The sequence below is a fragment of the Klebsiella sp. HC6 genome, assembly GCF_022605325.1.
Lineage (GTDB): Bacteria > Pseudomonadota > Gammaproteobacteria > Enterobacterales > Enterobacteriaceae > Klebsiella > Klebsiella terrigena.
This window is the reverse complement of record NZ_CP093276.1, coordinates 1,598,471-1,623,545: the sequence shown is the minus strand read 5'-3', so window position 1 is coordinate 1,623,545 and position 25,075 is coordinate 1,598,471. Positions and strand designations below refer to the sequence as shown.

Here is a 25,075-nt window from a genome sequence, read left to right as displayed (position 1 = left end):
CTTTGCGCTGCCTGAGCCAGTATAAATCAAAATAAAAAAACCCCGCGCAGGCGGGGTTTCACGGGGCTTTCGGGCGGTTTAGAGGGTTTCGCCGTTACTGCCGATAACCTGCTGATACCATGCAAAAGATTTCTTGCGGCTGCGGGCCAGGGTGCCGTTCCCTTCGTTGTCTTTATCGACGTAGATAAAGCCGTAACGCTTTTTCATCTCGCCGGTTCCGGCAGAGACGAGGTCGATACAGCCCCACGGGGTATAGCCCATCAGGTCAACGCCGTCTTCCACCACCGCTTTTTTCATTTCGGCGATATGGGCGGAGAGATAGTCGATGCGGTACTGGTCGTCTACCGTGCCGTCAGCTTCGCGCACGTCGATAGCGCCAAAGCCGTTTTCAACAATAAACAGCGGCAGCTGGTAATGATCCCAGAACCAGTTCAGGGAGTAGCGCAGCCCAACCGGGTCAATCTGCCAGCCCCAGTCCGATTTCTGCACGTACGGGTTGGAGACCAGGCTTTTCGTCTCATCATAATCCAGCTGCGGATTATCTTCGGTGGCCTTGGTGGCGAACGACATATAGTAGCTGAAGCCAATATAGTCGACGCAGCCTTCGCTCAACGCCACGCGATCTTCGTCGGTGATATCCAGCGCAAAGTCGCGGCGCTCGAAGTAGTTAAGCAGGTGCTGAGGGTACTTACCGCGCACGTGAACGTCGGTGAACCAGTAGCGGCGGTGCATGGCGTTCATCGCCATCATCATATCGTCAGGCGCGCAGGAGAGCGGGTAAATGGGGCACATCGCAATCATGCAGCCGACCTGCAGCGCCGGGTTAATCTCCCGCGCGGCTTTCACCGCCAGGGCGCTGGCAACCAGCTCGTAGTGCGCGGCCTGATACATCACCGGCTCGCGATCCTCACCCGGCAGGAACTTCAGCCCCGAGTTGGTGAACGGCGCAAAGTCTTCGTGGAAGTTTGCCTGGTTGTTGATCTCGTTAAAGGTCATCCAGTACTTCACCTTATGCTGATAGCGCTTAAACACCACCTGCGCAAAGCGCACGAAGAAATCAATCAGCTTACGGTTACGCCAGCCGCCGTATTCGCGCACGAGGTGATAAGGCATCTCGAAGTGGGAGAGCGTAATAACCGGCTCAATCCCGTGCTTCAGGCACTCGTCGAACAGATCGTCATAGAACTGCAGCCCGGCTTCATTCGGCTCCTGCTCGTCGCCCAGCGGGAAAATACGCGTCCAGGCAATAGAGGTACGGAAGCATTTGAAGCCCATTTCCGCAAACAGCTGAATGTCATCTTTATAGCGATGATAAAAATCAATCGCCTCATGGTTAGGGTAATTTTTACCCGCCACCACGCCGTCGGTAATTTCACGCGCCACGCCGTGGGCGCCTGCGGTCATCACGTCGGCAACGCTCGCGCCCTTGCCGCCCTCCTGCCAACCACCTTCCAGCTGATGCGCCGCAACCGCGCCGCCCCACAGAAAACCTTCTTTAAATCCAGACATGTTCTCTTCCTTATGAGCGATCGCCAGTCGGCGACCGGTATTGCTGATTGAAATGGTAAACGGCGCCAATCAGCCCGGCGTCGTTGCCGTGGCTAACGGTGTCGATATAGTCTGCAATGCCAAACCAGGCCAGATGTTCACGCAGCAGCGGCAAAAAGCCCGGACGTTCCACGATGCCGCCGCCGATGAGGATAGTCTGCGGATCGAACACGTTGACGAGGTTATAAAGGCCGGTGCCAAGGCCGTTAAAGAATTCGGCCACCAGCCGATGACAGGTCGCATCGCCCCTGTCGTAACGATCGAATATCTCTTCCCCGGTCACCTCTTCCAGCGTTTTCCCGAAATGCGCGGCGTAGCGCTGGCGCAAGACGCGCAGGGTACAGTTCTCATTCATTGAGTAGCGACGAACGTCGCGGGTGCCCGGGCGCTGGGTCTGCATATAGCCAAATTCGCCGGCGCGAAAGCTCGCGCCGTGCACCAGCCGGTCATTACAGAAGATAGCCCCGCCGATTCCGGTGCCAATCGTCAGAACCAGAAAATCACTTATATTGGCGGCTTTGCCCTGCCAGCGCTCGGCCAGCAGCACGCAGTTAGCGTCGTTTTCAATGGCGACGGGAAGTCGGGTACGTTGTTCAAGCCAGGTTTTGATAGCAAAATTATCGAATCTGCGGATAGCACCGCCCATTTCGATATAGCCGGTGTGCGGATTAACGTAGCCGGGCGCGCTGATCGCCACCCCTTCACACTCCGGGTGCGCGGCAATCCACGCCAGCATGGCCTGCAAAATTTGCTCGCCGTCGCTGTCGCGAATAGGCTGTTTTCCCTTCTCCAGCAGCTCGCCGGTGCTGGTCATCGTGCCCATTTTTAGCGCCGTGCCACCAATATCAAATGCGGCAATTACCATCCTTCCCCCCCTCCTGAATCCTCTTGATACCGTCGTTCGGCTCGCTTAAATAAAAAGAGAAACCGGTTTCAGTGGCATGATGATCATTCTGGCGCGCCGAGGCAAGCACAAGAATGTACCCGGTTTCATTTTCGTGAACAGTATCAAATTTGTCCATCTCACCGCCGTTTAACGCCGACTGTAAAGCAGGCTCGCAAACGTTTGCTATCCCTGTTAGAATTGCGCCGATTTTTCTTGCTACCGCAAATGTGTGGAGACTTCGCAGTGACCGATAAAACCTCTCTCAGCTATAAAGATGCCGGCGTAGATATTGATGCAGGCAACGCGCTCGTCGACCGTATTAAGGGTGTGGTGAAGAAAACCCGCCGCCCGGAAGTGATGGGTGGACTGGGCGGATTCGGCGCACTGTGCGCATTGCCGCAGAAATACCGCGAGCCGGTACTGGTCTCCGGCACTGACGGCGTCGGCACCAAGCTGCGTCTGGCAATGGACCTCAAGCGTCACGACACTATCGGTATCGACCTGGTGGCCATGTGCGTAAACGACCTTGTGGTTCAGGGCGCTGAGCCGCTCTTCTTCCTCGACTACTATGCGACCGGCAAACTGGACGTCGACACGGCGGCCAGCGTCATCAGCGGGATCGCCGAAGGCTGCCTGCAGTCAGGCTGCGCGCTGGTTGGCGGCGAAACGGCAGAAATGCCCGGCATGTACCATGGCGATGATTATGACGTCGCGGGCTTCTGCGTCGGGGTTGTAGAAAAATCAGAAATTATCGACGGCAGCAAAGTTGCCGACGGCGACGTGCTGATCGCACTGGGCTCCAGCGGCCCGCACTCCAACGGCTACTCGCTGGTGCGTAAAATTATTGAAGTCAGCGGCGTCGACCCGCAGACCACCGACCTGAACGGTGCGTCACTAGCCGACCATCTGCTGGCGCCGACCCGCATCTACGTCAAATCGGTGCTGGACCTGATCGCTAACGTTGAAGTTCACGCTATTGCTCACCTGACCGGCGGCGGCTTCTGGGAAAATATCCCGCGCGTTCTGCCGGATAACACCCAGGCAGCGATCGACGAATCCTCCTGGCAGTGGCCGGAAGTCTTCAAATGGCTGCAAACTGCCGGCAACGTCAGCAGCCACGAAATGTATCGGACCTTCAACTGCGGCGTCGGCATGGTCATCGCGCTGCCGCCGGAAGCCGTCGATAACGCCATCGCTCTGCTGAACGAAAAAGGTGAAAACGCGTGGAAAATAGGCTATATCAAAGCCTCTGATTCCGAACAGCGTGTGGTCATTGAATGAAAAACATCGTGGTGCTGATTTCCGGTAGCGGCAGTAACCTGCAGGCAATGATTGACGCCTGCGCGCGGAAACAGATCGGCGGCACCCTGCGAGCGGTATTTAGCAACAAGGCCGATGCTTTCGGCCTTGAACGCGCGCGTGAGGCCGGTATTCCGACCCATGCGCTCACCGCCAGCCAGTTCGCCAATCGTGAAGCGTTCGATCGCGAGCTGATGCACGAGATCGACGCCTACGCGCCGGATGTGGTGGTGCTTGCGGGCTACATGCGCATTCTGAGTCCGGCATTTGTTGCCCACTATCAGGGGCGGCTGCTGAATATCCACCCTTCCCTGCTGCCTAAATATCCCGGGCTGCATACCCATCGCCAGGTACTGGAAAACGGCGATGAGGAGCACGGAACCTCGGTGCATTTCGTCACCGATGAGCTAGACGGCGGCCCGGTTATTCTGCAGGCCAAAGTTCCGGTTTTCGCCGGCGATAGCGAAGATGACGTTACCGCCCGCGTGCAGGCTCAGGAACACGCCATTTACCCGCTCGTCGTCAGCTGGTTTGTTGACGGTCGTCTGCGCATGGAGGGCGGTCAGGCCTGGCTTGACGATGCGCCTCTGCCGCCGCAGGGATATGCGGCAGAAGAGTAATAGATAGCGCCTCTCACATCCGTCAGAGGCGTTTTTTTTGCCACCGCGGCCACCGCTTAGCTGCGCCAGAAGACCGGGCGACGGATGTCTTTTTGCGTCCGGCGTACGGCAGCAAGCATCAGAATCAGCGTTTTTTGCACACAGAATGAGCAAAGGAAAGCGACCGCCTTTTCTTCGCAGCGCGTTGAAAGAAAACTGTCATACTTCTTTGACATAGTTGGACATTCAATGGCAAAGCTCGCCATAATGAAAAAGCAACATCAATCAACCGGAGTGTGAGTTGTAATGGGCCAGGAAAAGCTATACATCGAGAAAGAACTCAGCTGGTTATCCTTTAATGAACGCGTACTTCAGGAAGCGGCAGATAAGAGCAACCCGCTGATTGAGCGCATGCGTTTTTTGGGCATTTACTCCAACAACCTCGATGAATTTTATAAAGTGCGCTTCGCTGAACTCAAGCGCCGCATCATCATCAGTGAAGAGCAAGGTAGTACCGCCCATTCTCGCCACTTATTAGGTAAAATCCAGGCCCGGGTGCTGAAGGCCGACCAGGAGTTTGACAGCCTCTACAATGAGCTGCTGCTGGAGATGGCGCGCAATCAGATCTTCCTGATTAACGAACGCCAGCTGTCGGTCAACCAGCAGTCCTGGCTGCGCAACTACTTTAAGCAGTACCTGCGCCAGCATATCACCCCTATTTTGATTAACCGCGAAACGGACCTGATCCAGTTTTTGAAGGATGATTACACCTATCTGGCGGTGGAAATCATTCGCGGCGACACCATTAACTACGCCCTGCTGGAAATTCCGTCAGATAAGGTTCCGCGCTTTGTTAACCTGCCGCCGGAAGCCCCGCGCCGCCGCAAGCCAATGATCCTGCTCGATAACATTCTGCGCTACTGCCTGGATGATATCTTTAAAGGCTTCTTCGATTACGATGCGCTGAACGCCTACTCGATGAAAATGACCCGTGACGCCGAATACGATCTGGTGCACGAGATGGAATCGAGCCTGATGGAGCTGATGTCCTCCAGCCTGAAACAGCGCCTCACCGCCGAGCCGGTGCGCTTTGTTTATCAGCGCGATATGCCGGACACCATGGTCGAAATGCTGCGGGCCATGTTCTCGATTTCACGCTATGACTCGATGCTGCCGGGCGGCCGTTACCACAACTTTAAAGACTTTATCGGCTTCCCGAACGTCGGCAAAGCCAACCTGGTCAACAAGCCGCTGCCGCGCCTGCGCCACACCTGGTTTGATAAGTTCCGCAACGGTTTCGACGCCATTCGCGAACGCGACGTGCTGCTCTACTACCCGTACCACACCTTTGAGCACGTGCTGGAGCTGCTGCGCCAGGCCTCCTTCGACCCCAGCGTGCTGGCGATAAAAATCAATATTTACCGCGTCGCCAAAGACTCGCGGATCATTGACTCCATGATCCACGCCGCCCACAACGGTAAAAAAGTCACCGTGGTGGTCGAGCTGCAGGCGCGTTTTGACGAAGAGGCCAACATTCATTGGGCGAAGCGCCTGACCGAGGCCGGCGTGCACGTTATCTTCTCCGCCCCTGGGCTGAAGATCCACGCCAAGCTGTTCCTGATTTCGCGTAAAGAGGGCGACGAGGTTGTGCGCTACGCCCATATCGGCACCGGTAACTTCAACGAAAAAACCGCGCGCCTGTATACCGACTACTCCCTGATCACCGCGGATGCGCGAATTACCAATGAAGTTCGTCGCGTGTTCAACTTTATCGAAAACCCATACCGTCCGGTTAGCTTTGACTATCTGCTGGTTTCGCCGCAGAACTCGCGCCGCCTGCTGTATGAGATGATCGATCGCGAAATTGCTAACGCCCAGAACGGCCAGCCTTCCGGGATCACCCTTAAGCTGAACAACCTGGTCGATAAGGGCCTGGTTGACCGCCTCTACGCGGCCTCCAGCTCCGGCGTTGCCGTTAACCTGCTAATCCGCGGCATGTGCTCCCTGATCCCAGGTCTTGAGGGGATTAGCGACAACATTCGCGTTACCAGCATCGTCGACCGCTTCCTTGAGCACGACCGCGTCTATGTCTTTGAAAACGGCGGTGATAAGCAGGTCTGGCTCTCTTCCGCTGACTGGATGACGCGCAATATCGACTACCGTATCGAAGTCGCCGCGCCGCTGCTGGACCCGCGCCTGAAACAGCGGGTGCTGGATATTTTTGACATCTTGTTCAACGACACGGTGAAAGCACGCTATCTTGATAAAGAACTGAGTAATAGCTACGTGCCGCGCGGCAACCGCCGTAAAGTTCGCGCTCAGATGGCGATCTATGACTATCTCAAATCACTCGAACAGCCCGATTAACCTATGCCTATAAACGAAAAAGCCCCTCGGCCCCAGGAGTTTGCTGCGGTCGACCTTGGTTCAAACAGTTTTCATATGGTGATCGCCCGTGTCGTCGACGGGGCAATGCAGATCATCGGTCGCCTTAAACAGCGGGTTCATCTGGCCGATGGTCTGGATGAAAACTCCGTGCTCAGCGAAGAGGCGATTGCGCGCGGGCTTAGCTGCCTGTCGCTGTTTGCCGAACGCCTGCAGGGCTTTGCGCCCGCCAGCGTCTGCATCGTTGGGACGCATACGCTACGCCAGGCGACGAACGCGGCCGAGTTTCTCAAGCGCGCGGAGCAGGTTATCCCCTATCCGATTGAGATAATCTCCGGTAATGAAGAGGCGCGCCTGATTTTTATGGGCGTCGAACATACTCAGCCCGAGCGCGGCCGCAAGCTGGTCATTGATATCGGCGGCGGCTCAACCGAACTGGTCATCGGCGAGGATTTCGAGCCGCGTCTGGTCGAAAGCCGCAGAATGGGCTGCGTCAGCTTCTCGCAGATTTACTTCCCGGGCGGCATCATCAACAAAGAGAATTTCCAGCGCGCGCGCCTGTCGGCGGTGCAAAAGCTGGAAACCCTGGCATGGCAGTTCCGCATCCAGGGCTGGACCGTGGCGCTGGGCGCTTCCGGGACCATTAAGGCCGCTCAGGAAGTGCTGATCGCCATGGGCGAGAAGGACGGTTTTATCACGCCTGAACGCCTTGAAATGCTGGTCGCCGAGCTGCTGAAGTATAAAAACTTCGACTCGCTTAGCCTGCCGGGCCTCTCTGAAGAGCGCAAGGCGGTATTTGCTCCGGGGCTGGCTATTCTGTGCGGCGTGTTCGATGCGCTGGCCATCAAAGAACTGCGCCTGTCGGACGGGGCGCTGCGCGAAGGCGTGCTGTACGAGATGGAGGGGCGCTTCCGCCATCAGGATATCCGCAGCCGCACCGCGCAAAGCCTGGCAAACCAGTACAATATCGACCGCGAACAGGCGCGTCGGGTGCTGGAAACCACCACCCATATCTTTGAGCAGTGGCAGGATCAGAACCCTAAGCTGGATAACCCGAACCTCTCGGCGCTGCTGAAATGGGCGGTCATGCTGCACGAAGTGGGGCTGAATATTAACCATAGCGGTATGCATCGCCACTCGGCGTATATTCTGCAGAACAGCGATTTGCCCGGCTTCAATCAGGAGCAGCAGATGCTGATGGCCACGCTGGTGCGCTATCATCGCAAGGCCATCAAGCTCGACGATTTGCCGCGCTTTACGCTGTTTAAGAAAAAGCAGTTCCTGCCGCTTATTCAGCTCTTGCGCCTCGGCATTCTGCTGAACAACCAGCGCCAGGCGACGACAACGCCGCCGACGCTGACGCTGAAGACCGAAGCCAACCACTGGACGCTGGTGTTTCCGCACGACTGGTTTAGCCAAAATGCGCTGGTGCTGCTCGATCTGGAAAAAGAGCAGCAGTACTGGGAAGGCGTGCCTGACTGGCTGCTGAAAATTGCCGAAGAAGAGCCTGATAGCTAGCAGGCTGGCCGGGCGCTCCGCGTCCGGCCACTTTTCAGCAGTCAAGCCGTCGCCGGTACGGCCACGTTAGCCAGCGTCTCCAGCGGCACGGGCTCGCCAATCTCATACCCCTGCATATAGTCGATACCCAGCGATATCACCGCCTGACGAATCTCCGCCGTTTCGACATACTCCGCCACGACCTGCATATTCTTCATCCGCGCCAGATGGCAAATCGAGGCCACCACCTGATAGTCGAGGCTGCTGGTGACCAGATTACGAATAAAGCTGCCGTCAATTTTCAGCAGGTCGACGTTGAGGCTTTTCAGCCGCGCATAGCTGGCATAGCCGGTACCGAAATCATCGATCGCCACGCGGCAGCCCAGCGCCTGTAAATGGGCCAGCGTTTGTCGCGCCTGCTCCGGATTGGTCAACGAGTGATTTTCGGTCAGTTCGAATATCAGCTGCCAGGGCTCAACCCCGTAGTGCGCCAGCCGCTGCTCCACCTCCTGCGGGAACTGGCTGCGGCTCACCGATACCGGCGACAGATTCACCGCCAGCCGCAGGCCCGGAAGAGTGTGCCGATGCTGGTTCATAAAGGAGAGCGTATTTTCCAGCACCCACAGATCGATCCGCGAAGCGAGGCCAAACTCGTGGGCTACCGGGAGGAAGCTATCCGGATTGATGATTTCGCCATTCTCGCCCAGCATCCTCAACAGCACTTCATGGTAGCTATCGCCGCGGATCCCGACTATCGGCTGCACCATCAGGCGAAAGCGGTCCAGATCCAGCGCCTGCAGGATCTGATTCATCATCGCCACCTTATCCTTTAGCCCATGCTGGACGTGGATCGCGCCCCGACGCTGCATATTTTCCGGGTGACCGCTGGTTAACGACATGTCAGCAATGGTATTCAGCTCGCCTAAGAGCAAATACAGATGCTTCACCGGCGAGCGCACGCTGCAGTAGCTCAGGCCCACCGCAGGCTGCAGCGGCATCCCGTCCCAGACAAAGCGAAACTGCTTCAGGTGCTTATCCAGCGCGTCGATTCGCGCCTTGTGATCGTCGCAGTTCATACGGATAACCAGGTCGTGGCCCGAGAGGTGGTGAACGGCCTCATTCGGCTGCAGCAAGGCGCTAAGGTGTTCCGCCAGATTTTGCTTGTACTGAATGCGCAGCATCACCCCATAGTGCCGCCCCAGCAGCTCCAGCTCAGGGATGCGCAAAAAGCACAGCACCGACCACGGCGAGCTTTCGAGGGCCCGACTTAGGGCGCGTAAATTCGGCATATGCACCACCGGGTCGAGAAACGCCATTCGCCGCACGCGCGCGTGGATCAGCCGCTGCTGTGTCGCCAGCATGGCCATATAGGCAATAATAAATGAGGACACCAGGTAGCTGGATGAGGTGATAGCCAGCTGATTATTGTAGCCCATCGACAACGGCAAATAGCGGTAATGAAAATGGATAATAAGAATTAATACCGGCGTCCAGACCATCGCGATAAAGCGATAGCCAAAGCGCATCGCTCCCCACAGCATCACCGGCATAAGTAATGATAATGTATAATTTGTGCTAAATATCGTACTGGTATTACTCAAGGGTATTAATAATAGTACTAATAACATTAACAGCGTGAGCGCCCAGAAAACAAACTCCATCCGCTTTATTTTGGGATCAATTTGCAGGCGAATTTGCGAAATAAATCCGCGTATATGTAATGGATTACGAATAATGCGCAGCAGGAAATAGCACAGCGGTACGCCGGTTAAACACCCGACCATCAGCGCCTGGAAAGTGATTAGCGATCGTAAACTAAAGGGGGCAATGCCGATCAGGCCCGTGGCGCGAGGATGCAGGCCAAGGTACTCGGCAAACTGGGAAAGCACGAGGAATATCGCCGACGGCAGCAGCATTTGCCAGAACAGCCTCTGCGGCATCAGGCCGACGTTACCGTGCGAGATCTGCTGCCTGCGCGGGACAAAAATACGGTAGCCGCCCCAGCACAATACCACCGGGATCAGAAAGTGGAAGATAACGCCGACCGCCTCTTCCGGAGCCATATCACGGGCCACCGTGCACCACAGCCCGATGATAATGCCGGGCAGCGCGTCCCAGCCAAAAAACAGCATCAGGCTCAAGACCAGCGCCAGCGGTAAATAGTAAAGAGACACCTCATTACCGTTCAGCTCAGCGTAGGTATTTGTCCATCTCGCCAGGGGAAGTAAGAGTGTGGGTAACACCAGCGGCAGCGCCCACCACTTGTCCCGATATTGTCTGTACAGATTAATTATGCTCATAGATGCTCTACGGATAACCCAAACTCCAACAGGGTATATTCAGGCAGGCATCCAACCCAACCATCTCAACCGCGTAGGGAATAATGACGCGGAACTGGCTGGAGATTCTAGTTACCAACGAAAACAGACTGTTGATATAAATCAAGAAATCATTTAGCTAATATTAATAAAGCTTATTTTTTTGCCAATGGCCGCAGGAAAAAGAAACCATGTAAATGCAATGATTATGTTATATAACATTAAGTAATGCTTTGGCTAAGGCACTTTTACATCCTCATCAATTGACCCCGCCCCTTTCCTGTGCCTTAATACGCCTAACGCCCATGTTATGGGTATACTTTAAGGAACCTTTTGTGAGTCAGGCACCCAGTATGCGTAAACGACATCGATTTAACCGTCGCATGACCCGTATCGTACTGCTTATCAGCTTTATCTTTTTCTTTGGACGTTTCGTCTACTCCTCTATCGGTGCCTGGTACCATCATCAGGACAAAAAAGAGTCGCAGCAAACCACCGCTCCGGTTGTCACGCCGACCCGAGAATAGCCTCGTCGTCGCCAGCCGTTCGCCGTATCCGATGTCCGTTCAGCTTCCGAGTTGCCGCAGCAGGCGCAACATTTCGGCGATCCCTTTACTGAGGATTTTATCCTGACGCATCACCACGCCAAGCCGGCGATGAAGGTATGGCGTCAACGAGTGAACGCTTAGCCCGCGACGATCCTCGGCGTCGTCCACCGCCATACGCGGAACAATGCTGTAGCCCAGCCCGGCGCGCACCATGCGCTTGATCGCCTCGATACTCCCCAGCTGCATCACCGGCGCAATCGTCAGGCCTGCGGCATGAAACCAGCCGTCAATCAGCGCCCGGGTGCCGCTTCCTGCCTCAAAGGCAATCAGAGGCAGAGCCTGCAGAACGTCCGGCGTAAGCCGCGGCGGCGGCAGGCCGTCGCTGGCAAAAATAAACACAAACTCCTCATCGAGAATCGGGGTGACCGCCAGGCAACGCCCGTTCGCCGGCAGCGTCACCAGCCCAAGATCGAGCCGATTTTCTTCCACCGCCCGGACAATATCGAGCGTATTGCCGGTGGTCACGCCCACCGTCAACAGCGGGTGGCCCTCGCGCAGCTGCTGCAGGACCGGGGGTAAAAGATGAATACAGGCCGTCGCCCCGGTACCGAGGGCAATCGCACCGCTGACCTCATGGCTAAACTCGCCGACCGACCGCAGCGCCGCGCTGACCGCCTGCTCGATATGTTCGCCGTGGGCCAGCAGCGCCAGGCCGGCCGCCGTCGCCTTCACGCCTCGCCCGGTGCGCTCTACCAGCCGGGTCTGGAGAAACTGCTCCAGCTGGCGCACCTGCAGGCTGACGGCCGGTTGCGATAGCCCCAGTGCGTCGGCGGCGGCGGAAAAGCTCCCCCGCAGCACCACCAGCCGGAAGGTCGCCAGGTTTGCCAGATTCAGCGTCATCATCGCAAAGTTTCTCTTATAAGGGTCATAAACGGACGGGTCTGCCAGCACAATAGCCCGCGGGATATGCTGTCGACAACCGTATCACTGAACAGAAGACCATGAAAGCAATCGCAAAATCGCCCTCAGCCCCCGCCCTGCTCACCTTTGCCGCCGGATGCAGCCAGCTAATCAACTGGGGCATTTCCTTTTATATGCCCGGCACCTTCGCCCGGGCCATCGCCCGGGATACCGGCTGGTCCGCGGCGCAAATCTATCTCGGCCTGACCTTTGCGATGCTGATGATGGCGATGGTCTCGCCCTTCGTTGCCCGCCTGCTGGCCCGCCTCGGCGGTCAGCGCGTGGTGATGTTCGGGACGCTGATAATCGCCAGCGGATGCTTAATAATGGCGAACGCCCATACTCTGCCGGTCTGGTTTAGCGCCTGGCTGCTGACCGGCATCGGTATGCGCCTGGCGCTGTATGACGCGCTGTTCGCCGCGCTGGTCAACCTTTACGGACAAGGTGCAAGAGTGGCTATCTCGCGGGTGACGCTGGCGGGTGGCCTGGCCTCCGCCGTTTTCTGGCCGCTTGGCGCCTGGCTGCTGACGACGATCGGCTGGCGTCACGCGCTGCTGGTCTACGCGCTGTTCGGCGTGCTCAGCGCGCTGCTGCTGTGCAAAATGCCGAATATCCGGCTGCCGAGGCCGCCGCAGCGCAAAGCGCGCCCGCCGGCCTCGCGCCACGACCGACGCGTTGGCCTGCTGTATGCGGCGCTGATCGCGCTGGTGACCTTTGTCTCTAACGGAACCTCGACCCATCTGCCCGAGTTTATCGCCAGCTACGGCCTGCCGGTGGCGGCAGGCATGCTCTGGGGAGTCGGACAAACCGGCGCCCGCTTTCTGGAAGTGGCTTCCGGCTCCGCATTAACGCCGCTAAAGCTCACGCTGCTCACGACCCTGCTGATGCCGCTGTGCTTTGCGCTCGGCCTGAGCGGCCCCAATTTCGCATGGGCCGCCGCCGGGTTTGTGTTGGGATATGGCGCGATTAATGGCTTAACCACGGTCTTCAAGGCCACGCTGCCGCTGCAGCTGTTTGCCGCACAGGATTACGCCCGGCGCACCGGAGTTTTGCTGATCCCCGCCCAGCTGCTGGCGGCCGCCTCGCCGTTTGCCTACGCCTGGCTTAACCAGCGCCTGGGCATCGAGGGTGGTTTAGCGGTGTCTGCGCTGCTCGCGCTGGTCGTCACCGCGCTGACGCTGGCGATTGCCCGGCACCAGCGTCAGTTCCCGCCGGAGACGGTGAGCGAGCGCGTCTGAATCAGGCCGTGAAGCCACCGTTGACGTCAATCACCGAGCCGGTGATGAAACCGGCATCCGGCCCGGCCAGGAAAGCAATCGTCGCGGCGACCTCCGCAACGGTCGCGTAGCGCTGAATAGCGTGAGATGCCATCACCACCGGCGGCAGGTTATCCCGCGCGCCGGCCGCCATGTCGGTGTCCATGATGCCCGCCTGCACCACGTTGACGGTGATATTACGCGCCCCCAGATCGCGCGCCGCGCCCTTGCTGTAGCCCACAATCGCCGCTTTACTGGCGGCATAATCGGTGGTACCGGGGAAACCTATGCGCGTGCCAAGGCCGGAGCCGACCGAAATAATCCTCCCGCCGTCCGGCAGAACCCGCACCGCCGCACGGATGTTGGCGATGACGCCCATCGTATTAATAACCCACTGTCGATCCATCGCCGCGTTGTCAATATCGGGGGCATCGATCGTTTTCCCCTGCCACGCGACGGCCGCGTTATTGACGAGAATATCGAGTTGACCAAGCTTCTCCACGACCTCACGCACCAGGGGTTCCGCGGCGGACGGCTCCCCCTGATCGGCCCGGATAGCAACGGCGCGTACGCCTTTCGCGATGAGTTTTTCCACGACGGCATGCGCCTTGTCGGCGGAAGCAACGTAGGTGATGGCGATATCCGCCCCCTGACCGGCCAGAACGTCAGCGATCGCCGCGCCGAGACCGCGCGAACCGCCGGTGATGAGCGCGACTTTTCCTGCAAGTTTTTTATTCATTGCAAATTCCTCAGTAGGTTGGGTTGAAAGGGAAATTCCGCCTCACCACGGCAGCCGCTGGTCCTGGAAGAAAAAGCCGCCCGTTGGCCCCTCTGCCCCGATGCAGGCATAGCGGATGACGGTACGAGCGCCGCTTGCGACGCTCATGTCCGCGCGTTCGCCGCCCATGCTGGTTTGCAGCCAGCCGGGATGAACGGCGTTAATTTTGATTGGTGTCCCGCGCAGCTCTTCCGCAATCAGAATGGTGAAGGCGTTGAGCGCGGCTTTGGACGTGTCGTACCCCAGCGCGCGAATCGGATAGACCGGCGAATGCGGATCGGATAAATGGGCAAGCGACCCGCGGATGCTCGATACGTTGACGACGCGTCCCGCCGTCGAGCGTCTCAGCAGCGGCAGCAGAGCCTGCGTCAGGAAAACGGGAGCGAAGAAGTTGGCCTCAAATGTGTCACGCACCGCGTCCGCTGACGCCTCGCTCGGCGGGCGGGTCGCCGGCGTGCCGCCGTCGGGACTGTCCAGCAGAATACCGGCGTTGTTAATCAGAATATCGAGCCTGCCATAAGCCCTGTCGATCTCCGCGCAGGCCGCCTGTCGATCCGCTTCGCGGGTAACGTCGAGCCTGAGCGCCGATGCTTTGCCTCCCTGGCCACGCAGCTCGTTTGCCACCTGTCGGGCTTTGCGCTCATCGCGGGCGCCAATAATAACGTGGGCGTCGAGCGCAGCAAGCTGGTGAACAATCTCCAGCCCGAGTCCGCGCGCGCCGCCGGTCACCAGCGCGACCTTATCGTGAAGCAGAGCGTGGGTATTCGTCATGATGATATTCCTCAAATACAATACCGATCGATATGATATCGAACGGTATTGTATTTGCCGCTGAGGTGTCAAGCGATTTATACTGGTCGGTATTGAAATATGCAGGTGAAAAGCAATGGGACGTCACAGACAGTTCAACGAAAATGAGGCGCTGGAGGCGGCGCTCTCTGTCTTCTGGCAGAAAGGATACGAAGGGGCCTCCCTTGAAGATCTCACGCAAGCCACCGGCGTAGCCCGCCCCGGCCTCTATGCGGCATTCGGCAACAAGGAAAAAATCTTCCTCAGGGCCCTCGATCTCTACGACGCCGCGTACATGGGCTTTATGCGCGAGGCGCTGGATGAACCGACGTCCCGCGAGGTCGTGGCGCGGATCCTGAGAGAATCGGTCAGCGTCCAGACGGCAAGTGCCGACCATCCGGGCTGCCTGGGCATCAACGGTGCGCTGGCCTGCTCCGATGATGCAGAACCCATTCGCCGCGAGCTGATTCGCCGCCGCAGCGCGACCCAGCAGGCGCTGAACGACCGCCTGGAGCGGGCACGCCGCGAAGGCGATTTGCCGCCTTCCGCGGACAGCACCACCCTGGCTGCCTTCGTCATGACGCTATCTCAGGGGATGGCCGTGCAGGCCAAAGCCGGGGCCAGCAGGCAGATGCTTGACGCCCTGGTCGAGCACGCGCTGGCGACGTGGCCCTCCGCATCCCGCTAATTCCCTCGTCGCCGGCATAAAAAAACCCGCCTTAAGGCGGGATAATCGTAGCGCGGGTAAAAAAGCCTCCGGGTCGGAGGCAAAGAAGGGTAAGGAAAAAGCAGACGCAATGCGGATATCCTTATTTCGCATTGCGCGACAGGCAAGGCACGCTTACTTATAAATATCGGCGGTGCCGAAGAAAACATTATTCCCGCCGGCGGCCACAATTCGGTAGCTGCTGGCCCCTGCGGCCTGCGCTTTTGCCGCCAGATTAGCGTCCAGTTCTGAAAGCGTGGTCGCTCCGCTGCTGTCAGAAATCGTACCGATACGGGTCATCCCCTGCGGCATGGTGGTTTCCATCGCCGCAAAGCTGGATGCGGAAACAGAACCAAGGATCAGTGCGGCCAGAATCATTTTTACGTTTTTCATATGTCACCTCAATAAGTGTAATTAACCAGGGGCAGAGAGCGTTAAAACGTTTCGCTGCCCGATGACTGAATTACACCACTGCAATGTATCGGTAACATATCGACAATAAGGTGAAAGTGTACCGGGGTTTCGCTATCGCGCCTTTATATACACTGCGATACATTTCAGCGCCCGCTGCCCGGCAGGGTCACCGTCACCCGCAATCCGCCCTGCCGACGATTAGCGAGCGTCAATTCCCCGCCCAGCGAGGCCACCAGCTGCTGGGCAATCGCTAAGCCCAGCCCGGTGCCGCCGGTGGCGCGATTGCGCGAATTTTCCACCCGATAAAACGGCTGCATCACCGCATACATCTCCGCCGGCGGAATCCCCGGACCGCGATCGAGAACCTCAATGGTGATGGCGTCAGCGTCCTGGCTCACCGCCACCTCCGCGCTGCCGGCGAACTTGAGCGCATTATCGATCAGATTACTCAGCGTTCGCCGCAGCGCGTGGGGTTTGGTGCTTAGCGAGCCATTTAATTTCCCCCGTAATACCACCTTCTGACCGGTATCCTGATAATCGCACACCAGACTATCGATAAAGGCGTGCGGCTGAATGCGGCAGGGCTTTTCGCTGCTGCTTTCGCTGGTACGCGCGTAGGCCACCCCTTCGCGCACCAGCAGCGTCATCTCCTCGAGATCCTGTAAAAGTCGGGACTTGATTTCGGTATCATCCATCATTTCTGAGCGCAGCCGAATGCGGGTGATTGGCGTTTGTAAATCGTGAGAGATCGCCGCCAGGATCTGCATGCGCTCTTTCAGGTAAGTCGTAATACGCTCCTGCATGGCATTAAAAGCCCGCGCGGCGTTACGCACCTCAACCGGTCCCTCTTCCGACATCTGTACGGTTTCGCCCGGATCGGGATGCAGCGTTTCGGCCGCGCGGGTCAGCACCGTCAGCGGACGTACCGCGCTGCGCACCGCCAGCCAGGCAGAACCCAGCAGCAGAATAAACTGCCCGATCAGTACAATCGGCAGCCAGCGGGCGAACGGCATATTGCGCGGCCGCAGATCGATGGTTAATGGGCTGCCATCGCTCAGGCGCAGATGCGCCATCATCTGCCCGGGGCTCACCGGATCCACGCTAAAGCTCAGCGGATAGCGCCCGCCTAACACCCGGGTCAGGGCTGCCGCCGTATCCTGCAGGCGTTTGCTCTGTACAGTCTTGCCCGACGGGCTGGCGTGTAAAAGATAGTGATGGTTACTGCGATCGAGGCGCGCGGTCCACGCGGCACGCTCCGCCACCGGCAGACGGTCAAGGATAGCGATGCTGGTGGCAACGTCATACTCCAGGTTGTCCATCATCATCGCCTTCGTGCTCTGAGAACGCTCCAGCAACAGCAGCCCCAGCGTTAAACCATTCGCCAGCAGCAAACCCAGCAGCAAAATCAGCATCAGGCGCGATGCCAGACGTTTGGGCCACCATTGTGTCAGGCGTTTCACTCTCTGGCCTCGCGCAGCTCCACGGGCATGGCGAAGACGTAGCCTTCGCTGCGCACCGTTTTAATATAAGAAGGTTCGCGGGCGACGTCGTTGAGGCGCTGGCGCAAGCGGCTTACCAGTAAATCAATCGAGCGTTCGAACAACTCGGCATCGCGGCCCTGGGTGAGATTCAGCAGCTGATCGCGATTTAATACGCGCTGCGGATGGTCCACGAAAACCCGCAGCAAACGATACTCCGCCCCGCTTAGCGCCACCATCACCCCCTCTTTATCGATCAGGTTGCGCGAGGTGGTGTCCAGCTCCCAGTCGCCAAACGCCAGAATGCGCGCGGCTTCAGAGATCACCAGATTCGGCGGCATCATCCGCGTGCGCCGCAGCACCGCTTTGATTCGCGCCAGCAGTTCACGGGCGACAAAGGGTTTGACCAGATAATCATCCGCGCCCATTTCAAGGCCAATGATACGGTCAGTGTCTTCACTGCGCGCCGTTAACATCAGTACCGGCGTGCCTTTATGCTTGCTGCTGCGTAGCTCACGGCACAGGGTCAGGCCATCGTCACCCGGCATCATCACGTCGAGGACAATCAGGTCGACCGGCGTGGTTTCCAGGAAGCTGCGCATTTGCCGCCCATCCGCGGCCTCGGTGGTACGCAGACCGTTTTTTTTGAGGTAATCGGCTATCAGGCTACGAATTTCACGATCGTCATCGACAATCAAAATATGATCGACATGTTCCACGGCGCACTTCCTCTTCTCAGGCATGATCTCACGGCGGCCAGTTTATCGCAGTTGTTACGCAAAAGTGTCGGGCTTTGTACCGTACTGTATCCAGCGCGGGGGCCGTTTTCAGGCCGCAGCCTGTCGCCATCAGGTCCGCTGGGTCGTTTTGCCAGAAACATTCCGTCATCCCGCTACATAAAAATACAAAATCCACCACGGTAAGAAACAGTCCTGATACATCGCTTTGCTTATATAGGCGCCATGACAGGCCCATCCGGTCCTGATTGATTCGCTAAAGGCTGTGCTATGAACCGTATTGTTCGCTATTTCCTTATTGCTAACGGCCTGCTGCTACTGAGCCAGAGCGCAGGCGCTCATGAACATCACGCCGCTGACGCTACCGCGCTTACGCAGGAACAGGGGTTCTGGAAAGAGAATGCGCAGGCGATGGATACCATGATGGCGAAAATGGCGATTGAGCCGACGGGCAACATCGACGAGGACTTCGTTGCCATGATGACGCCCCACCACCAGGGCGCGATGGATATGGCCGTGGCCGAACTGCGTTACGGCAAAAACGAACAGCTAAAACGCATTGCCCAGGAAATCATTGTCACCCAGCAGCAAGAGATCGTCGCCATGTACCAGGCGCTGGGCAAACCGCTTCCTCCTGCTGTACCCGCACCCGATCAAATCCAATCTGAATCCGCGCCTGCTGCTCCGCAGGGGAAATAAGCCACCTTGCGTGGTCACGATAATACTCGACAGTTAAAGGGATACCCATTATGACAAGAAGATTCGTACGCTCGGCGCTGGCGGCGACGGTGGCGCTGGCGTCCTCATTCGCCTCGGCAGGGCAAGCGCCCTATGCGGCCTCTGCGGCAGATATCGGCGTGAGTCATCGCGACCGCGTTTATGCCGCAGAACAGTTCTCCAATACCGTATCGGTCACCGATCCGGCCAGCAACACCCTGCTCGGGGTGATTAAACTGGGCGATGCGCAGCCCGCCAACCTCAGCCCGCTGTACAAAGGCCAGGTGCTCGTGCATGGTTTAGGCTTCTCTCCGGATGGCAAGACGCTTGCCGTGGTCTCCATTGGCTCGAACTCCGTCAGCCTGATTGATACCGCAACCAACGCGGTGAAGCACGTGACCTACGTCGGGCGTTCGCCACACGAGGCCTTCTTTACCCCGGACGGCAAAGAAATCTGGGTGACCGTACGCGGTGAAGATTATGTTGCCGTGCTGGACGGCGCCAGCGGCGAAGAGAAAACGCGGATTAAGGTCCCCGGCGGCCCGGGGATGCAGATTTTCTCCCCGGATGGTCAGTACGGCTATGTCTGCTCCTCTTTCAACCCGCAAACCGTGGTGGTGGATGTTAAGCAGCATAAAATTGTCGGCAGCATTCAGCAGGCCAGCCCGTTCTGCCCGAATATTGCGGCGACCCCGGACGGCAAGCAGGTATGGTTCACCTTAAAAGACGTTGGCAAAGTGCAGGTGTTCGATGCGCATCCGCCGTTTAGCCTGCTTAAAACCATCGACAGCGGCCCGATTACCAACCACGTCAACATTGTGCATAACGCCAAAGGGACCTTTGCCTACGTCACCATCGGCGGCCTGAATAAGGTGAACGTGTATCGTACCGATGACTTCAGCCAGGTCGCCACCATTGCGGTGGGCAACCTGCCGCACGGCGTCTGGCCATCAGGCGACGGTAGCCGCGTCTATGTCGGTCTGGAAAACGCCGACGCGCTGACCGCCATTGATACGCTGACGAATAAAGTCATTGCCACCGTTCCTATCGGCCAGGCGCCGCAGGCGGTGGTGTATGTGCCCAATGCCGTACCGCAGGGCGACGGCAAGCAGAATCTGGTTCCTCTCGGCCTCGCCGGCAAAGCAGCGCATCTGGCGCTGAAAAACGTGAATGCCGCCCCAGGAGCGCAGCCGGCAACGACGCTGTCGCTGTTCGATCAGGGGCTGACCCAGGTCCTGCAGGCGTCGGCCACCGGCCTCGAACCGAAGCAGGCCTATCTGCTGGCGCTCTCGCCGGATGCGGAAGGTAAAGGCCAGCTGGAACCGCTGGCGCAGTTTATGACTAACCCGGCCGGGGCGGCAATCGTCAACGCCGTTGGCCCTATCCGCCAGGTGGTTGATAGCCGCCACGCCGATGAACGCCGCTACCTGGTGATTGTGAAAGGCACCGCCGAGCAGCACGGCAAACCGGTACAGGTCCAGGTGCGCTAATCCTTTCCCCGTCCGTACCGTTAGCCAGATTCACGCCGTGAATCTGGCTTTTTTATCGCCGCAAGCAGCGCCAGCTATTTCTCCCTGCGATCATCCGTTAACTGCCGCCATACCTCATTCGATACCCGCGCCAGCTCCGCTTTGTCTTCCTCCGCGGATAGCGCATAGCCAAAACCGCGATCGATCCAGTAAAACACGCTGATATTTCCCTGCCGGGCAAACTGAAAAGCCGTGCTCCCCTGCGGCTCCGTGCGATGCGCGGTTCTTTCATCAGAGACATACAGGGTCAATTTTTTGCCGTTGCGGTCCTGATACATAAACTGCGCCACCGGCCCGCTGCCGCCGGGCAGCAGGCGCCCCCCTTCGAGGCTATAGCCCACCGCCTGTAAATGCGGCGGATTCATCGGCGCTCCCATGCGTTTTGACAGCCATTTCACCAGCTGCGCTTCGTGTGCGGCGTCAATTTCTACCGGACGGCGCTCATCCACGGCATAGACTGCGTGGGCAACGGCGGCGCGTTGTACAAATCCTGCCGTCGGAACGGCAGCCGGTAATGGCTGCGCCGGATGTTGCCAGACGATATCCGGCGAAGCCGAAATAGCGCGTAGCGCCCAGCCGGTGATGCCGCTGACAAGCGCCAGCGCCACGCATGCGGCGATGGGCAGCAGCCTGCGTGGCGAACGTTGCGCAGGCTGAGGCTGTAGCACGGCGCGCAGCAGGCGCGGCGGCGGCGAGTCATCGAGAATGGGATCGTAGAGCGCGCGGAGCGCCTCATTCTGCGCCCGCCATGCCGCAACTCTTTGCGCTTCATCGGGGTGGGCTGCCAGGTAGCTTGCGACCTGCTGCATCCGTTCATGGCTCAGTTCACCATCAAGCCAGGCGTGAAGATCGTCATCAGTGATAGGCATTGGCGGCTCCGGTGCTGAGAATTATTTCACCCGCGTCACGCGGACTGAGTTACGCGGCCCTTCCATTAACAGCCGCAGACGCTCGCGGCCGCGTGAAAGACGGGACATAACGGTGCCGACAGGGATGTTAAGGATATGCGCAATATCGGCGTAGGCCATATCCTCCAACGCCACCAGCAGAACCACCTCTTTTTGCTCCGGCGGCAGATGGCGCAGCGCCGCCTGAAGATCCATCAGCGTCAGCTGCTTATCGTGATGTGCTTCGACGCTGGCGTCATGCTCTGCCATCTCGCTTACCGGCACCCGCGGGCGCCGTACGCCATCGATATAGAGGTTGTGCATAATGCTGAATAGCCAGGCGCGCATATCAAGAATAAGGGGCCAGTGCGCCGATTTCGCCCAGGCCCGCTCAAGGGTATCCTGGACCAAATCGTCAGCATCATCCCGGTTATGCGTCAACGCCTGCGCGTAGCGGCGCAGGCGCGGAAGCCAGGGTAACAGCCGGTTATCGTGGGACTGACGCACGAGGATCGCGTCAGTAGGACGCGCTGACGTTCAGCGACGGCGCAACCTGCCAGATTTCGTCCACGATTTTACCGTTACGCCAGGTCAGGACATAGCGCACCTTCACCGGCATTTTCCCTTCAAACAGGACGTTCGCCGTGACGGTTGTGCCTTTCGGGTTGGCGGCTTCTTCAACCGAGGCCACGCTTAGCTTCATCGTCCCCTGAGCGGTGGTGAATTTTTTCCACACGCCGCCAATCGCCTGCGGCGTACTATACGCCCCGTCCAGCGGGCCGCCGACCCACTCGAGATGCGCCCGGCTATCATAATGCTTCATGATCTCCGTCACGTTGCCTGCGGCAATCGCCGCAAAATGGGCCTGAGCATCATCTTTTGGCGCCGCAAAGCTGTAAGCCGATACCAGAGCCAGTAAAGCAGTAGCAGGGACAAGCAGTTTGATTCTTAACATGGTCCACTCCTGAAGAGGTCAGAGAAAGGCCCGCAGTGAGCCGTCATCATGCAGACGTACGGGCGTTGAATTTTATTCCCGCTCGCGCAGCTTTTTTATCGATTGACCCCAATACCCGCTTCCCGGCGAAAGGCAACGGCTGTCGCCCGGCCCGCCCACAATAAAAAACCCGCATGCGAACGGCACCCGTTGAGTCAGGTGCCGTTCGCATGCGGGTTTATCGATATTTCGCCGAAATTATCCGCCGCAACCGCAGCGGAATACTTTTCGCCTGAGGGTCAGCGCGGCAGGAAAGCGGCATCTGCCCTCATGGTTGAAAAGCGTGCGATTGCGCCTGGCGGCCGGCTTCAGCCATCCAAAGCTCGGCATCGGCGCCAGCGGGAATAAGCAGCGGCGCGGAGGCGTCGGTCGCGGCCCGCCAGATCGCTTCTGCCACATCGCCGGCATGAGTCACCGGGCCCGGGTCCTCCAGGACGCTTTTGATAAACTGCTGCAGCATCGGAGCGTAGTCCGGATCCTCCATGCCGCGCACGTGGGGACGAGCATTATCGCCGAAGCGGGTTTCAGGCGAACGACCGGGCAAAACGATATGTACGCGGACGCCGAAGGGCGCCATCTCCACCGCCAGGGACTCGGTGAAGGCATTGACGGCCGCCTTGCTTGCCCGGTAAATCCCGACGATCGGCAATGCTTTGACCGTTACCGTAGACGTCACGTTAATGATCGCGCCGGCCCGGCGCTGGCGCATTTGCGGCACGAAGGCCTGAACCATTGCCAACGTGCCAATGGTGTTCGTCTGAAACAGGGCATGGACGGTTTCCGCAGCGGTAAGCTCAACCGGCGCCGGCGCGCCGAAACCGGCATTGTTGACCAGGACGTCGACGGGTCCCGCCGCCGCCAGCGCCTGCGCGATGCTGGTCGGATCGGTGATATCCAGCGCCAGCACCCGCAGCCGTTCAGAGGACGGGAGCACCTCTTCGGTCGGCGTACGCATCGTGGCAATCACCTCCCAACCCCTGGCAAGGAACAGCTTCGCGGTTTCCAGGCCGAAGCCGGATGAACAACCGGTAATCAATATCGTAGGCATAAGCATCTCCATTAAACGTTGACGCTCTTATAGTAGTCGCCAAAAATTGGACGTAATATAGCTTACAGTCGTCATTACTTTAGAGAGAGTCTCGTTCATGACTCCCGATCCGCTTGCCCAGATCGTTACGCTGCTGCAGCCTGCCGCCCGTTTTTCCAAGCTGGTGGAGTGCGCCGGCTCGTGGCGGATCCATCGTGAGGCGACAGGCGAGCCCCTGTATTGCGTGATTCTTGAAGGCAGCTGCCGCGTCACCTTCGACAGGAACCAACCATTCATCCTCCATGCGGGCGACTTTATTCTAGCCCCGGCAATGCAGGATCTGGTCAACGGCAGCCTCGATGCGCCGGACGATATGCCCTTCACTTCGCCCGTGCGGATCACCGAGGGACATTTTCGCGTTGGGCGCCAGCAGGGTGCTGCCGATCTGCGCATGCTCATCGGCCACTGCAGCTTCGCCGCGTCGGATGCGGCGCTGCTGGTCTCGCTGCTGCCGGACGTGGTTGTGGTACGCGATCGTCCCCGGCTGACCACGCTGATACAGCTGATCGACGAAGAAACGCGAGAGCGGCGGTCGGCAAAAGAGCTCGTGCTGGAGCGACTTCTTGAGGTGCTGCTGATCGAGGTCTTGCGATCCGGCACAGAGACCACATCCGTTCCAGGCCTGGGACGCGGCCTGGCTGACGAGCGTCTCGCGATCGCGCTGCGCTGTATGCATACTCAACCTGAATACTCCTGGACGGTTGCCGAGCTGGCCACCAAAGCCGCCCTCTCCCGCTCGGCCTTCTTTGCCAGATTCAGCCGCATCGTCGGCCTGCCGCCGATGGAGTATTTACTGGCCTGGCGCATGGCGCTGGCGAAGCAGCTATTGCGGAGCCGAAAACTGAGTATCGATCGGCTGGCCGTTCAGGTGGGTTATCGGTCGGCAAGCAGCTTTAGCATCGCGTTCACCCGCTATGTCGGTATGCCTCCCGCCCGATATGCGCGCTCGGTAGCCCCGCCCCCGCCTGCGCTTTTGCAGGATGGGGAACAGGATAACCCCGATCCGCTCGGCGATCGGCCGTTCAACTAACGCCGGCCTGTTGCACGCCATTCCCGAGCGATAGCCCATATTCCACAGCCCGCGGAGCCCGGATTTGCCGCCGGCGGCGGATTTTCTATACTTCAGGGACGCAGCAGATTTGGAGCCAACGAGTCTCCGACGATAAATTGGGCTAACGGATTAAGCGGGATATGACCATGCACAGCACCAATTACCGGAATACGCTGATCGTCGTATCGGATGATTGCCCGGTGGCGGTGGCAACGCCGCCAACGAAGGAGGGCACGATCGCCGAACGGCAGTTCGCCAGGCTTTCAGCCGCGCCATACGCCATGACGTCAGATGAACTGCTTCTCGCGGTCGAGAACGATCGCAAAGGCCCGGTGACGGCCGAAGCGTTCTTCGCCAGGCCGCAGGCCTGCCTGCGCGCTTCTCCCCTGGTGAAAAAACACGGCTATGGTCTGCATCACAACCGGGAGAGCCGCATCGCGCTGGTCGCGGTAGAGAGCGAAGCCTACGCGCGGCTGCTGGCCGATCCGGACGTTGAGAAACGCCCGGGAATGCGTAGCGCGCGGAAGGGATAGCCGTTGCCACCGGCGATATGAACGCCGGGAAAGGCAGGGTACAAAAACAGAAAAGCCCGCAGTGACGCGGGCTTAGAGA

At 58.6% G+C, this 25,075-nt stretch carries 25 protein-coding genes; 11 read left to right on the top strand and 14 right to left on the bottom strand.

Annotated elements, in window-relative coordinates; all coding sequences use genetic code 11:
- Positions 1-78: 78 nt before the first annotated feature.
- The 3 genes from MMW58_RS08045 to MMW58_RS08035 are packed head-to-tail and all read right to left on the bottom strand — an operon-like array spanning position 79 to position 2,570.
- Positions 79-1,509, bottom strand: a complete 1,431-nt coding sequence (locus tag MMW58_RS08045; protein WP_133601209.1) for a 6-phospho-beta-glucosidase — start codon at positions 1,507-1,509, stop codon at positions 79-81.
- Between the two features lie 10 nt (positions 1,510-1,519).
- Positions 1,520-2,413 (bottom strand): beta-glucoside kinase BglK, encoded by an 894-nt coding sequence (gene bglK / locus MMW58_RS08040; protein ID WP_241723090.1) that lies wholly within the window; start codon positions 2,411-2,413, stop codon positions 1,520-1,522.
- Positions 2,394-2,570 (bottom strand): hypothetical protein, encoded by a 177-nt coding sequence (locus MMW58_RS08035; protein ID WP_241723089.1) that lies wholly within the window; start codon positions 2,568-2,570, stop codon positions 2,394-2,396. The genes bglK and MMW58_RS08035 overlap by 20 nt, the downstream gene beginning before the upstream one ends.
- 107 nt (positions 2,571-2,677) lie before the next feature.
- Here MMW58_RS08035 and purM point away from each other — a divergent pair, with 107 nt between their 5' ends.
- The 4 genes from purM to ppx all read left to right on the top strand — a co-directional run bounded on the left by purM (position 2,678) and on the right by ppx (position 8,235).
- Positions 2,678-3,715 carry a phosphoribosylformylglycinamidine cyclo-ligase gene (gene purM, locus MMW58_RS08030; RefSeq protein ID WP_241723088.1) on the top strand — a complete coding sequence of 346 codons (1,038 nt, stop codon included), beginning with the start codon at positions 2,678-2,680 and terminating at the stop codon, positions 3,713-3,715.
- Complete coding sequence (gene purN, locus MMW58_RS08025) at positions 3,712-4,353, top strand: phosphoribosylglycinamide formyltransferase (protein WP_041146691.1); 642 nt, start codon at positions 3,712-3,714, stop codon at positions 4,351-4,353. The genes purM and purN overlap by 4 nt, the downstream gene beginning before the upstream one ends.
- Positions 4,354-4,638: 285 nt before the next feature.
- Entirely contained in the window at positions 4,639-6,699 is a 2,061-nt protein-coding gene (ppk1, locus tag MMW58_RS08020) for a polyphosphate kinase 1 (RefSeq protein ID WP_132514267.1), read from the top strand.
- 3 nt (positions 6,700-6,702) lie between these two features.
- Complete coding sequence (gene ppx, locus MMW58_RS08015) at positions 6,703-8,235, top strand: exopolyphosphatase (RefSeq protein WP_045856276.1); 1,533 nt, start codon at positions 6,703-6,705, stop codon at positions 8,233-8,235.
- Between the two features lie 41 nt (positions 8,236-8,276).
- On the opposite strand, the gene MMW58_RS08010 is transcribed toward ppx, so the two are convergent.
- Entirely contained in the window at positions 8,277-10,514 is a 2,238-nt protein-coding gene (locus tag MMW58_RS08010; RefSeq protein WP_241723087.1) for an EAL domain-containing protein, read from the bottom strand.
- Positions 10,515-10,867: 353 nt separating this feature from the next.
- Here MMW58_RS08010 and MMW58_RS08005 point away from each other — a divergent pair, with 353 nt between their 5' ends.
- Positions 10,868-11,059 (top strand): YfgG family protein, encoded by a 192-nt coding sequence (locus MMW58_RS08005; protein WP_072051827.1) that lies wholly within the window; start codon positions 10,868-10,870, stop codon positions 11,057-11,059.
- Between the two features lie 39 nt (positions 11,060-11,098).
- Here the strand turns inward: MMW58_RS08005 and MMW58_RS08000 are convergent, their stop codons facing one another.
- Positions 11,099-11,983 carry a LysR family transcriptional regulator gene (locus tag MMW58_RS08000; RefSeq protein ID WP_241723086.1) on the bottom strand — a complete coding sequence of 295 codons (885 nt, stop codon included), beginning with the start codon at positions 11,981-11,983 and terminating at the stop codon, positions 11,099-11,101.
- A 98-nt stretch (positions 11,984-12,081) separates the two neighbouring features.
- Here MMW58_RS08000 and MMW58_RS07995 point away from each other — a divergent pair, with 98 nt between their 5' ends.
- A complete protein-coding gene (locus MMW58_RS07995; RefSeq protein ID WP_241723085.1) occupies positions 12,082-13,278 on the top strand; it encodes an MFS transporter in 1,197 nt (398 codons plus the stop codon).
- Between the two features lies 1 nt (position 13,279).
- Here MMW58_RS07995 and MMW58_RS07990 read toward each other — a convergent pair whose 3' ends face one another.
- Positions 13,280-14,035 (bottom strand): SDR family NAD(P)-dependent oxidoreductase, encoded by a 756-nt coding sequence (locus MMW58_RS07990; protein WP_241723084.1) that lies wholly within the window; start codon positions 14,033-14,035, stop codon positions 13,280-13,282.
- A 42-nt stretch (positions 14,036-14,077) separates the two neighbouring features.
- Complete coding sequence (locus tag MMW58_RS07985) at positions 14,078-14,845, bottom strand: SDR family oxidoreductase (protein ID WP_241723083.1); 768 nt, start codon at positions 14,843-14,845, stop codon at positions 14,078-14,080.
- A gap of 115 nt (positions 14,846-14,960) precedes the next feature.
- On the opposite strand from MMW58_RS07985, the gene MMW58_RS07980 reads away from it, so the two are divergent.
- Entirely contained in the window at positions 14,961-15,551 is a 591-nt protein-coding gene (locus MMW58_RS07980) for a TetR/AcrR family transcriptional regulator (RefSeq protein ID WP_241723082.1), read from the top strand.
- Positions 15,552-15,704: 153 nt separating this feature from the next.
- On the opposite strand, the gene bhsA is transcribed toward MMW58_RS07980, so the two are convergent.
- From bhsA to MMW58_RS07965, 3 genes are all read right to left on the bottom strand, one after another.
- Entirely contained in the window at positions 15,705-15,962 is a 258-nt protein-coding gene (gene bhsA, locus MMW58_RS07975; RefSeq protein ID WP_133601199.1) for a multiple stress resistance protein BhsA, read from the bottom strand.
- 164 nt (positions 15,963-16,126) lie between these two features.
- Positions 16,127-17,443 (bottom strand): ATP-binding protein, encoded by a 1,317-nt coding sequence (locus tag MMW58_RS07970; RefSeq protein WP_133601198.1) that lies wholly within the window; start codon positions 17,441-17,443, stop codon positions 16,127-16,129.
- Positions 17,440-18,180: a response regulator gene (locus MMW58_RS07965; RefSeq protein ID WP_241723081.1), complete on the bottom strand. Its 741-nt coding sequence runs from the start codon at positions 18,178-18,180 to the stop codon at positions 17,440-17,442. Before MMW58_RS07965 ends, MMW58_RS07970 begins: the two co-directional genes overlap by 4 nt.
- A gap of 288 nt (positions 18,181-18,468) precedes the next feature.
- Here MMW58_RS07965 and MMW58_RS07960 point away from each other — a divergent pair, with 288 nt between their 5' ends.
- Together MMW58_RS07960 and MMW58_RS07955 are read left to right on the top strand one after the other, a co-directional pair.
- Positions 18,469-18,897 (top strand): DUF305 domain-containing protein, encoded by a 429-nt coding sequence (locus MMW58_RS07960; RefSeq protein WP_133601196.1) that lies wholly within the window; start codon positions 18,469-18,471, stop codon positions 18,895-18,897.
- Between the two features lie 50 nt (positions 18,898-18,947).
- Positions 18,948-20,405, top strand: a complete 1,458-nt coding sequence (locus MMW58_RS07955) for a YncE family protein (protein ID WP_133601195.1) — start codon at positions 18,948-18,950, stop codon at positions 20,403-20,405.
- 74 nt (positions 20,406-20,479) lie between these two features.
- Here the strand turns inward: MMW58_RS07955 and MMW58_RS07950 are convergent, their stop codons facing one another.
- From MMW58_RS07950 to MMW58_RS07935, 4 genes are all read right to left on the bottom strand, one after another.
- Complete coding sequence (locus MMW58_RS07950; protein WP_133601194.1) at positions 20,480-21,313, bottom strand: anti-sigma factor family protein; 834 nt, start codon at positions 21,311-21,313, stop codon at positions 20,480-20,482.
- A 21-nt stretch (positions 21,314-21,334) separates the two neighbouring features.
- A complete protein-coding gene (locus tag MMW58_RS07945) occupies positions 21,335-21,838 on the bottom strand; it encodes an RNA polymerase sigma factor (protein ID WP_133601193.1) in 504 nt (167 codons plus the stop codon).
- Between the two features lie 10 nt (positions 21,839-21,848).
- A complete protein-coding gene (locus MMW58_RS07940; RefSeq protein ID WP_241723080.1) occupies positions 21,849-22,286 on the bottom strand; it encodes a nuclear transport factor 2-like protein in 438 nt (145 codons plus the stop codon).
- A gap of 307 nt (positions 22,287-22,593) precedes the next feature.
- Positions 22,594-23,373: an SDR family oxidoreductase gene (locus MMW58_RS07935; protein WP_159236810.1), complete on the bottom strand. Its 780-nt coding sequence runs from the start codon at positions 23,371-23,373 to the stop codon at positions 22,594-22,596.
- A gap of 97 nt (positions 23,374-23,470) precedes the next feature.
- On the opposite strand from MMW58_RS07935, the gene MMW58_RS07930 reads away from it, so the two are divergent.
- A complete protein-coding gene (locus MMW58_RS07930) occupies positions 23,471-24,442 on the top strand; it encodes an AraC family transcriptional regulator (protein ID WP_133601190.1) in 972 nt (323 codons plus the stop codon).
- Positions 24,443-24,609: 167 nt separating this feature from the next.
- Positions 24,610-24,996, top strand: a complete 387-nt coding sequence (locus tag MMW58_RS07925) for a DUF6157 family protein (RefSeq protein ID WP_133601189.1) — start codon at positions 24,610-24,612, stop codon at positions 24,994-24,996.
- The last annotated feature ends 79 nt before the right edge of the window (positions 24,997-25,075 follow it).

Excerpts from the sequence above, each read along its gene's own strand:
- MMW58_RS08045 (WP_133601209.1), bottom strand. The coding sequence starts at position 1,509 with ATGTCTGGATTTAAAGAAGGTTTTCTGTGGGGCGGCGCGGTTGCGGCG.
- bglK (WP_241723090.1), bottom strand. The coding sequence starts at position 2,413 with ATGGTAATTGCCGCATTTGATATTGGTGGCACGGCGCTAAAAATGGGC.
- MMW58_RS08035 (WP_241723089.1), bottom strand. The coding sequence starts at position 2,570 with ATGGACAAATTTGATACTGTTCACGAAAATGAAACCGGGTACATTCTT.
- purN (WP_041146691.1), top strand. The coding sequence starts at position 3,712 with ATGAAAAACATCGTGGTGCTGATTTCCGGTAGCGGCAGTAACCTGCAG.
- ppk1 (WP_132514267.1), top strand. The coding sequence starts at position 4,639 with ATGGGCCAGGAAAAGCTATACATCGAGAAAGAACTCAGCTGGTTATCC.
- ppx (WP_045856276.1), top strand. The coding sequence starts at position 6,703 with ATGCCTATAAACGAAAAAGCCCCTCGGCCCCAGGAGTTTGCTGCGGTC.
- MMW58_RS08010 (WP_241723087.1), bottom strand. The coding sequence starts at position 10,514 with ATGAGCATAATTAATCTGTACAGACAATATCGGGACAAGTGGTGGGCG.
- MMW58_RS08000 (WP_241723086.1), bottom strand. The coding sequence starts at position 11,983 with ATGATGACGCTGAATCTGGCAAACCTGGCGACCTTCCGGCTGGTGGTG.
- MMW58_RS07995 (WP_241723085.1), top strand. The coding sequence starts at position 12,082 with ATGAAAGCAATCGCAAAATCGCCCTCAGCCCCCGCCCTGCTCACCTTT.
- MMW58_RS07990 (WP_241723084.1), bottom strand. The coding sequence starts at position 14,035 with ATGAATAAAAAACTTGCAGGAAAAGTCGCGCTCATCACCGGCGGTTCG.
- MMW58_RS07985 (WP_241723083.1), bottom strand. The coding sequence starts at position 14,845 with ATGACGAATACCCACGCTCTGCTTCACGATAAGGTCGCGCTGGTGACC.
- MMW58_RS07980 (WP_241723082.1), top strand. The coding sequence starts at position 14,961 with ATGGGACGTCACAGACAGTTCAACGAAAATGAGGCGCTGGAGGCGGCG.
- bhsA (WP_133601199.1), bottom strand. The coding sequence starts at position 15,962 with ATGAAAAACGTAAAAATGATTCTGGCCGCACTGATCCTTGGTTCTGTT.
- MMW58_RS07960 (WP_133601196.1), top strand. The coding sequence starts at position 18,469 with ATGAACCGTATTGTTCGCTATTTCCTTATTGCTAACGGCCTGCTGCTA.
- MMW58_RS07955 (WP_133601195.1), top strand. The coding sequence starts at position 18,948 with ATGACAAGAAGATTCGTACGCTCGGCGCTGGCGGCGACGGTGGCGCTG.
- MMW58_RS07950 (WP_133601194.1), bottom strand. The coding sequence starts at position 21,313 with ATGCCTATCACTGATGACGATCTTCACGCCTGGCTTGATGGTGAACTG.
- MMW58_RS07940 (WP_241723080.1), bottom strand. The coding sequence starts at position 22,286 with ATGTTAAGAATCAAACTGCTTGTCCCTGCTACTGCTTTACTGGCTCTG.
- MMW58_RS07935 (WP_159236810.1), bottom strand. The coding sequence starts at position 23,373 with ATGCCTACGATATTGATTACCGGTTGTTCATCCGGCTTCGGCCTGGAA.
- MMW58_RS07930 (WP_133601190.1), top strand. The coding sequence starts at position 23,471 with ATGACTCCCGATCCGCTTGCCCAGATCGTTACGCTGCTGCAGCCTGCC.
- MMW58_RS07925 (WP_133601189.1), top strand. The coding sequence starts at position 24,610 with ATGCACAGCACCAATTACCGGAATACGCTGATCGTCGTATCGGATGAT.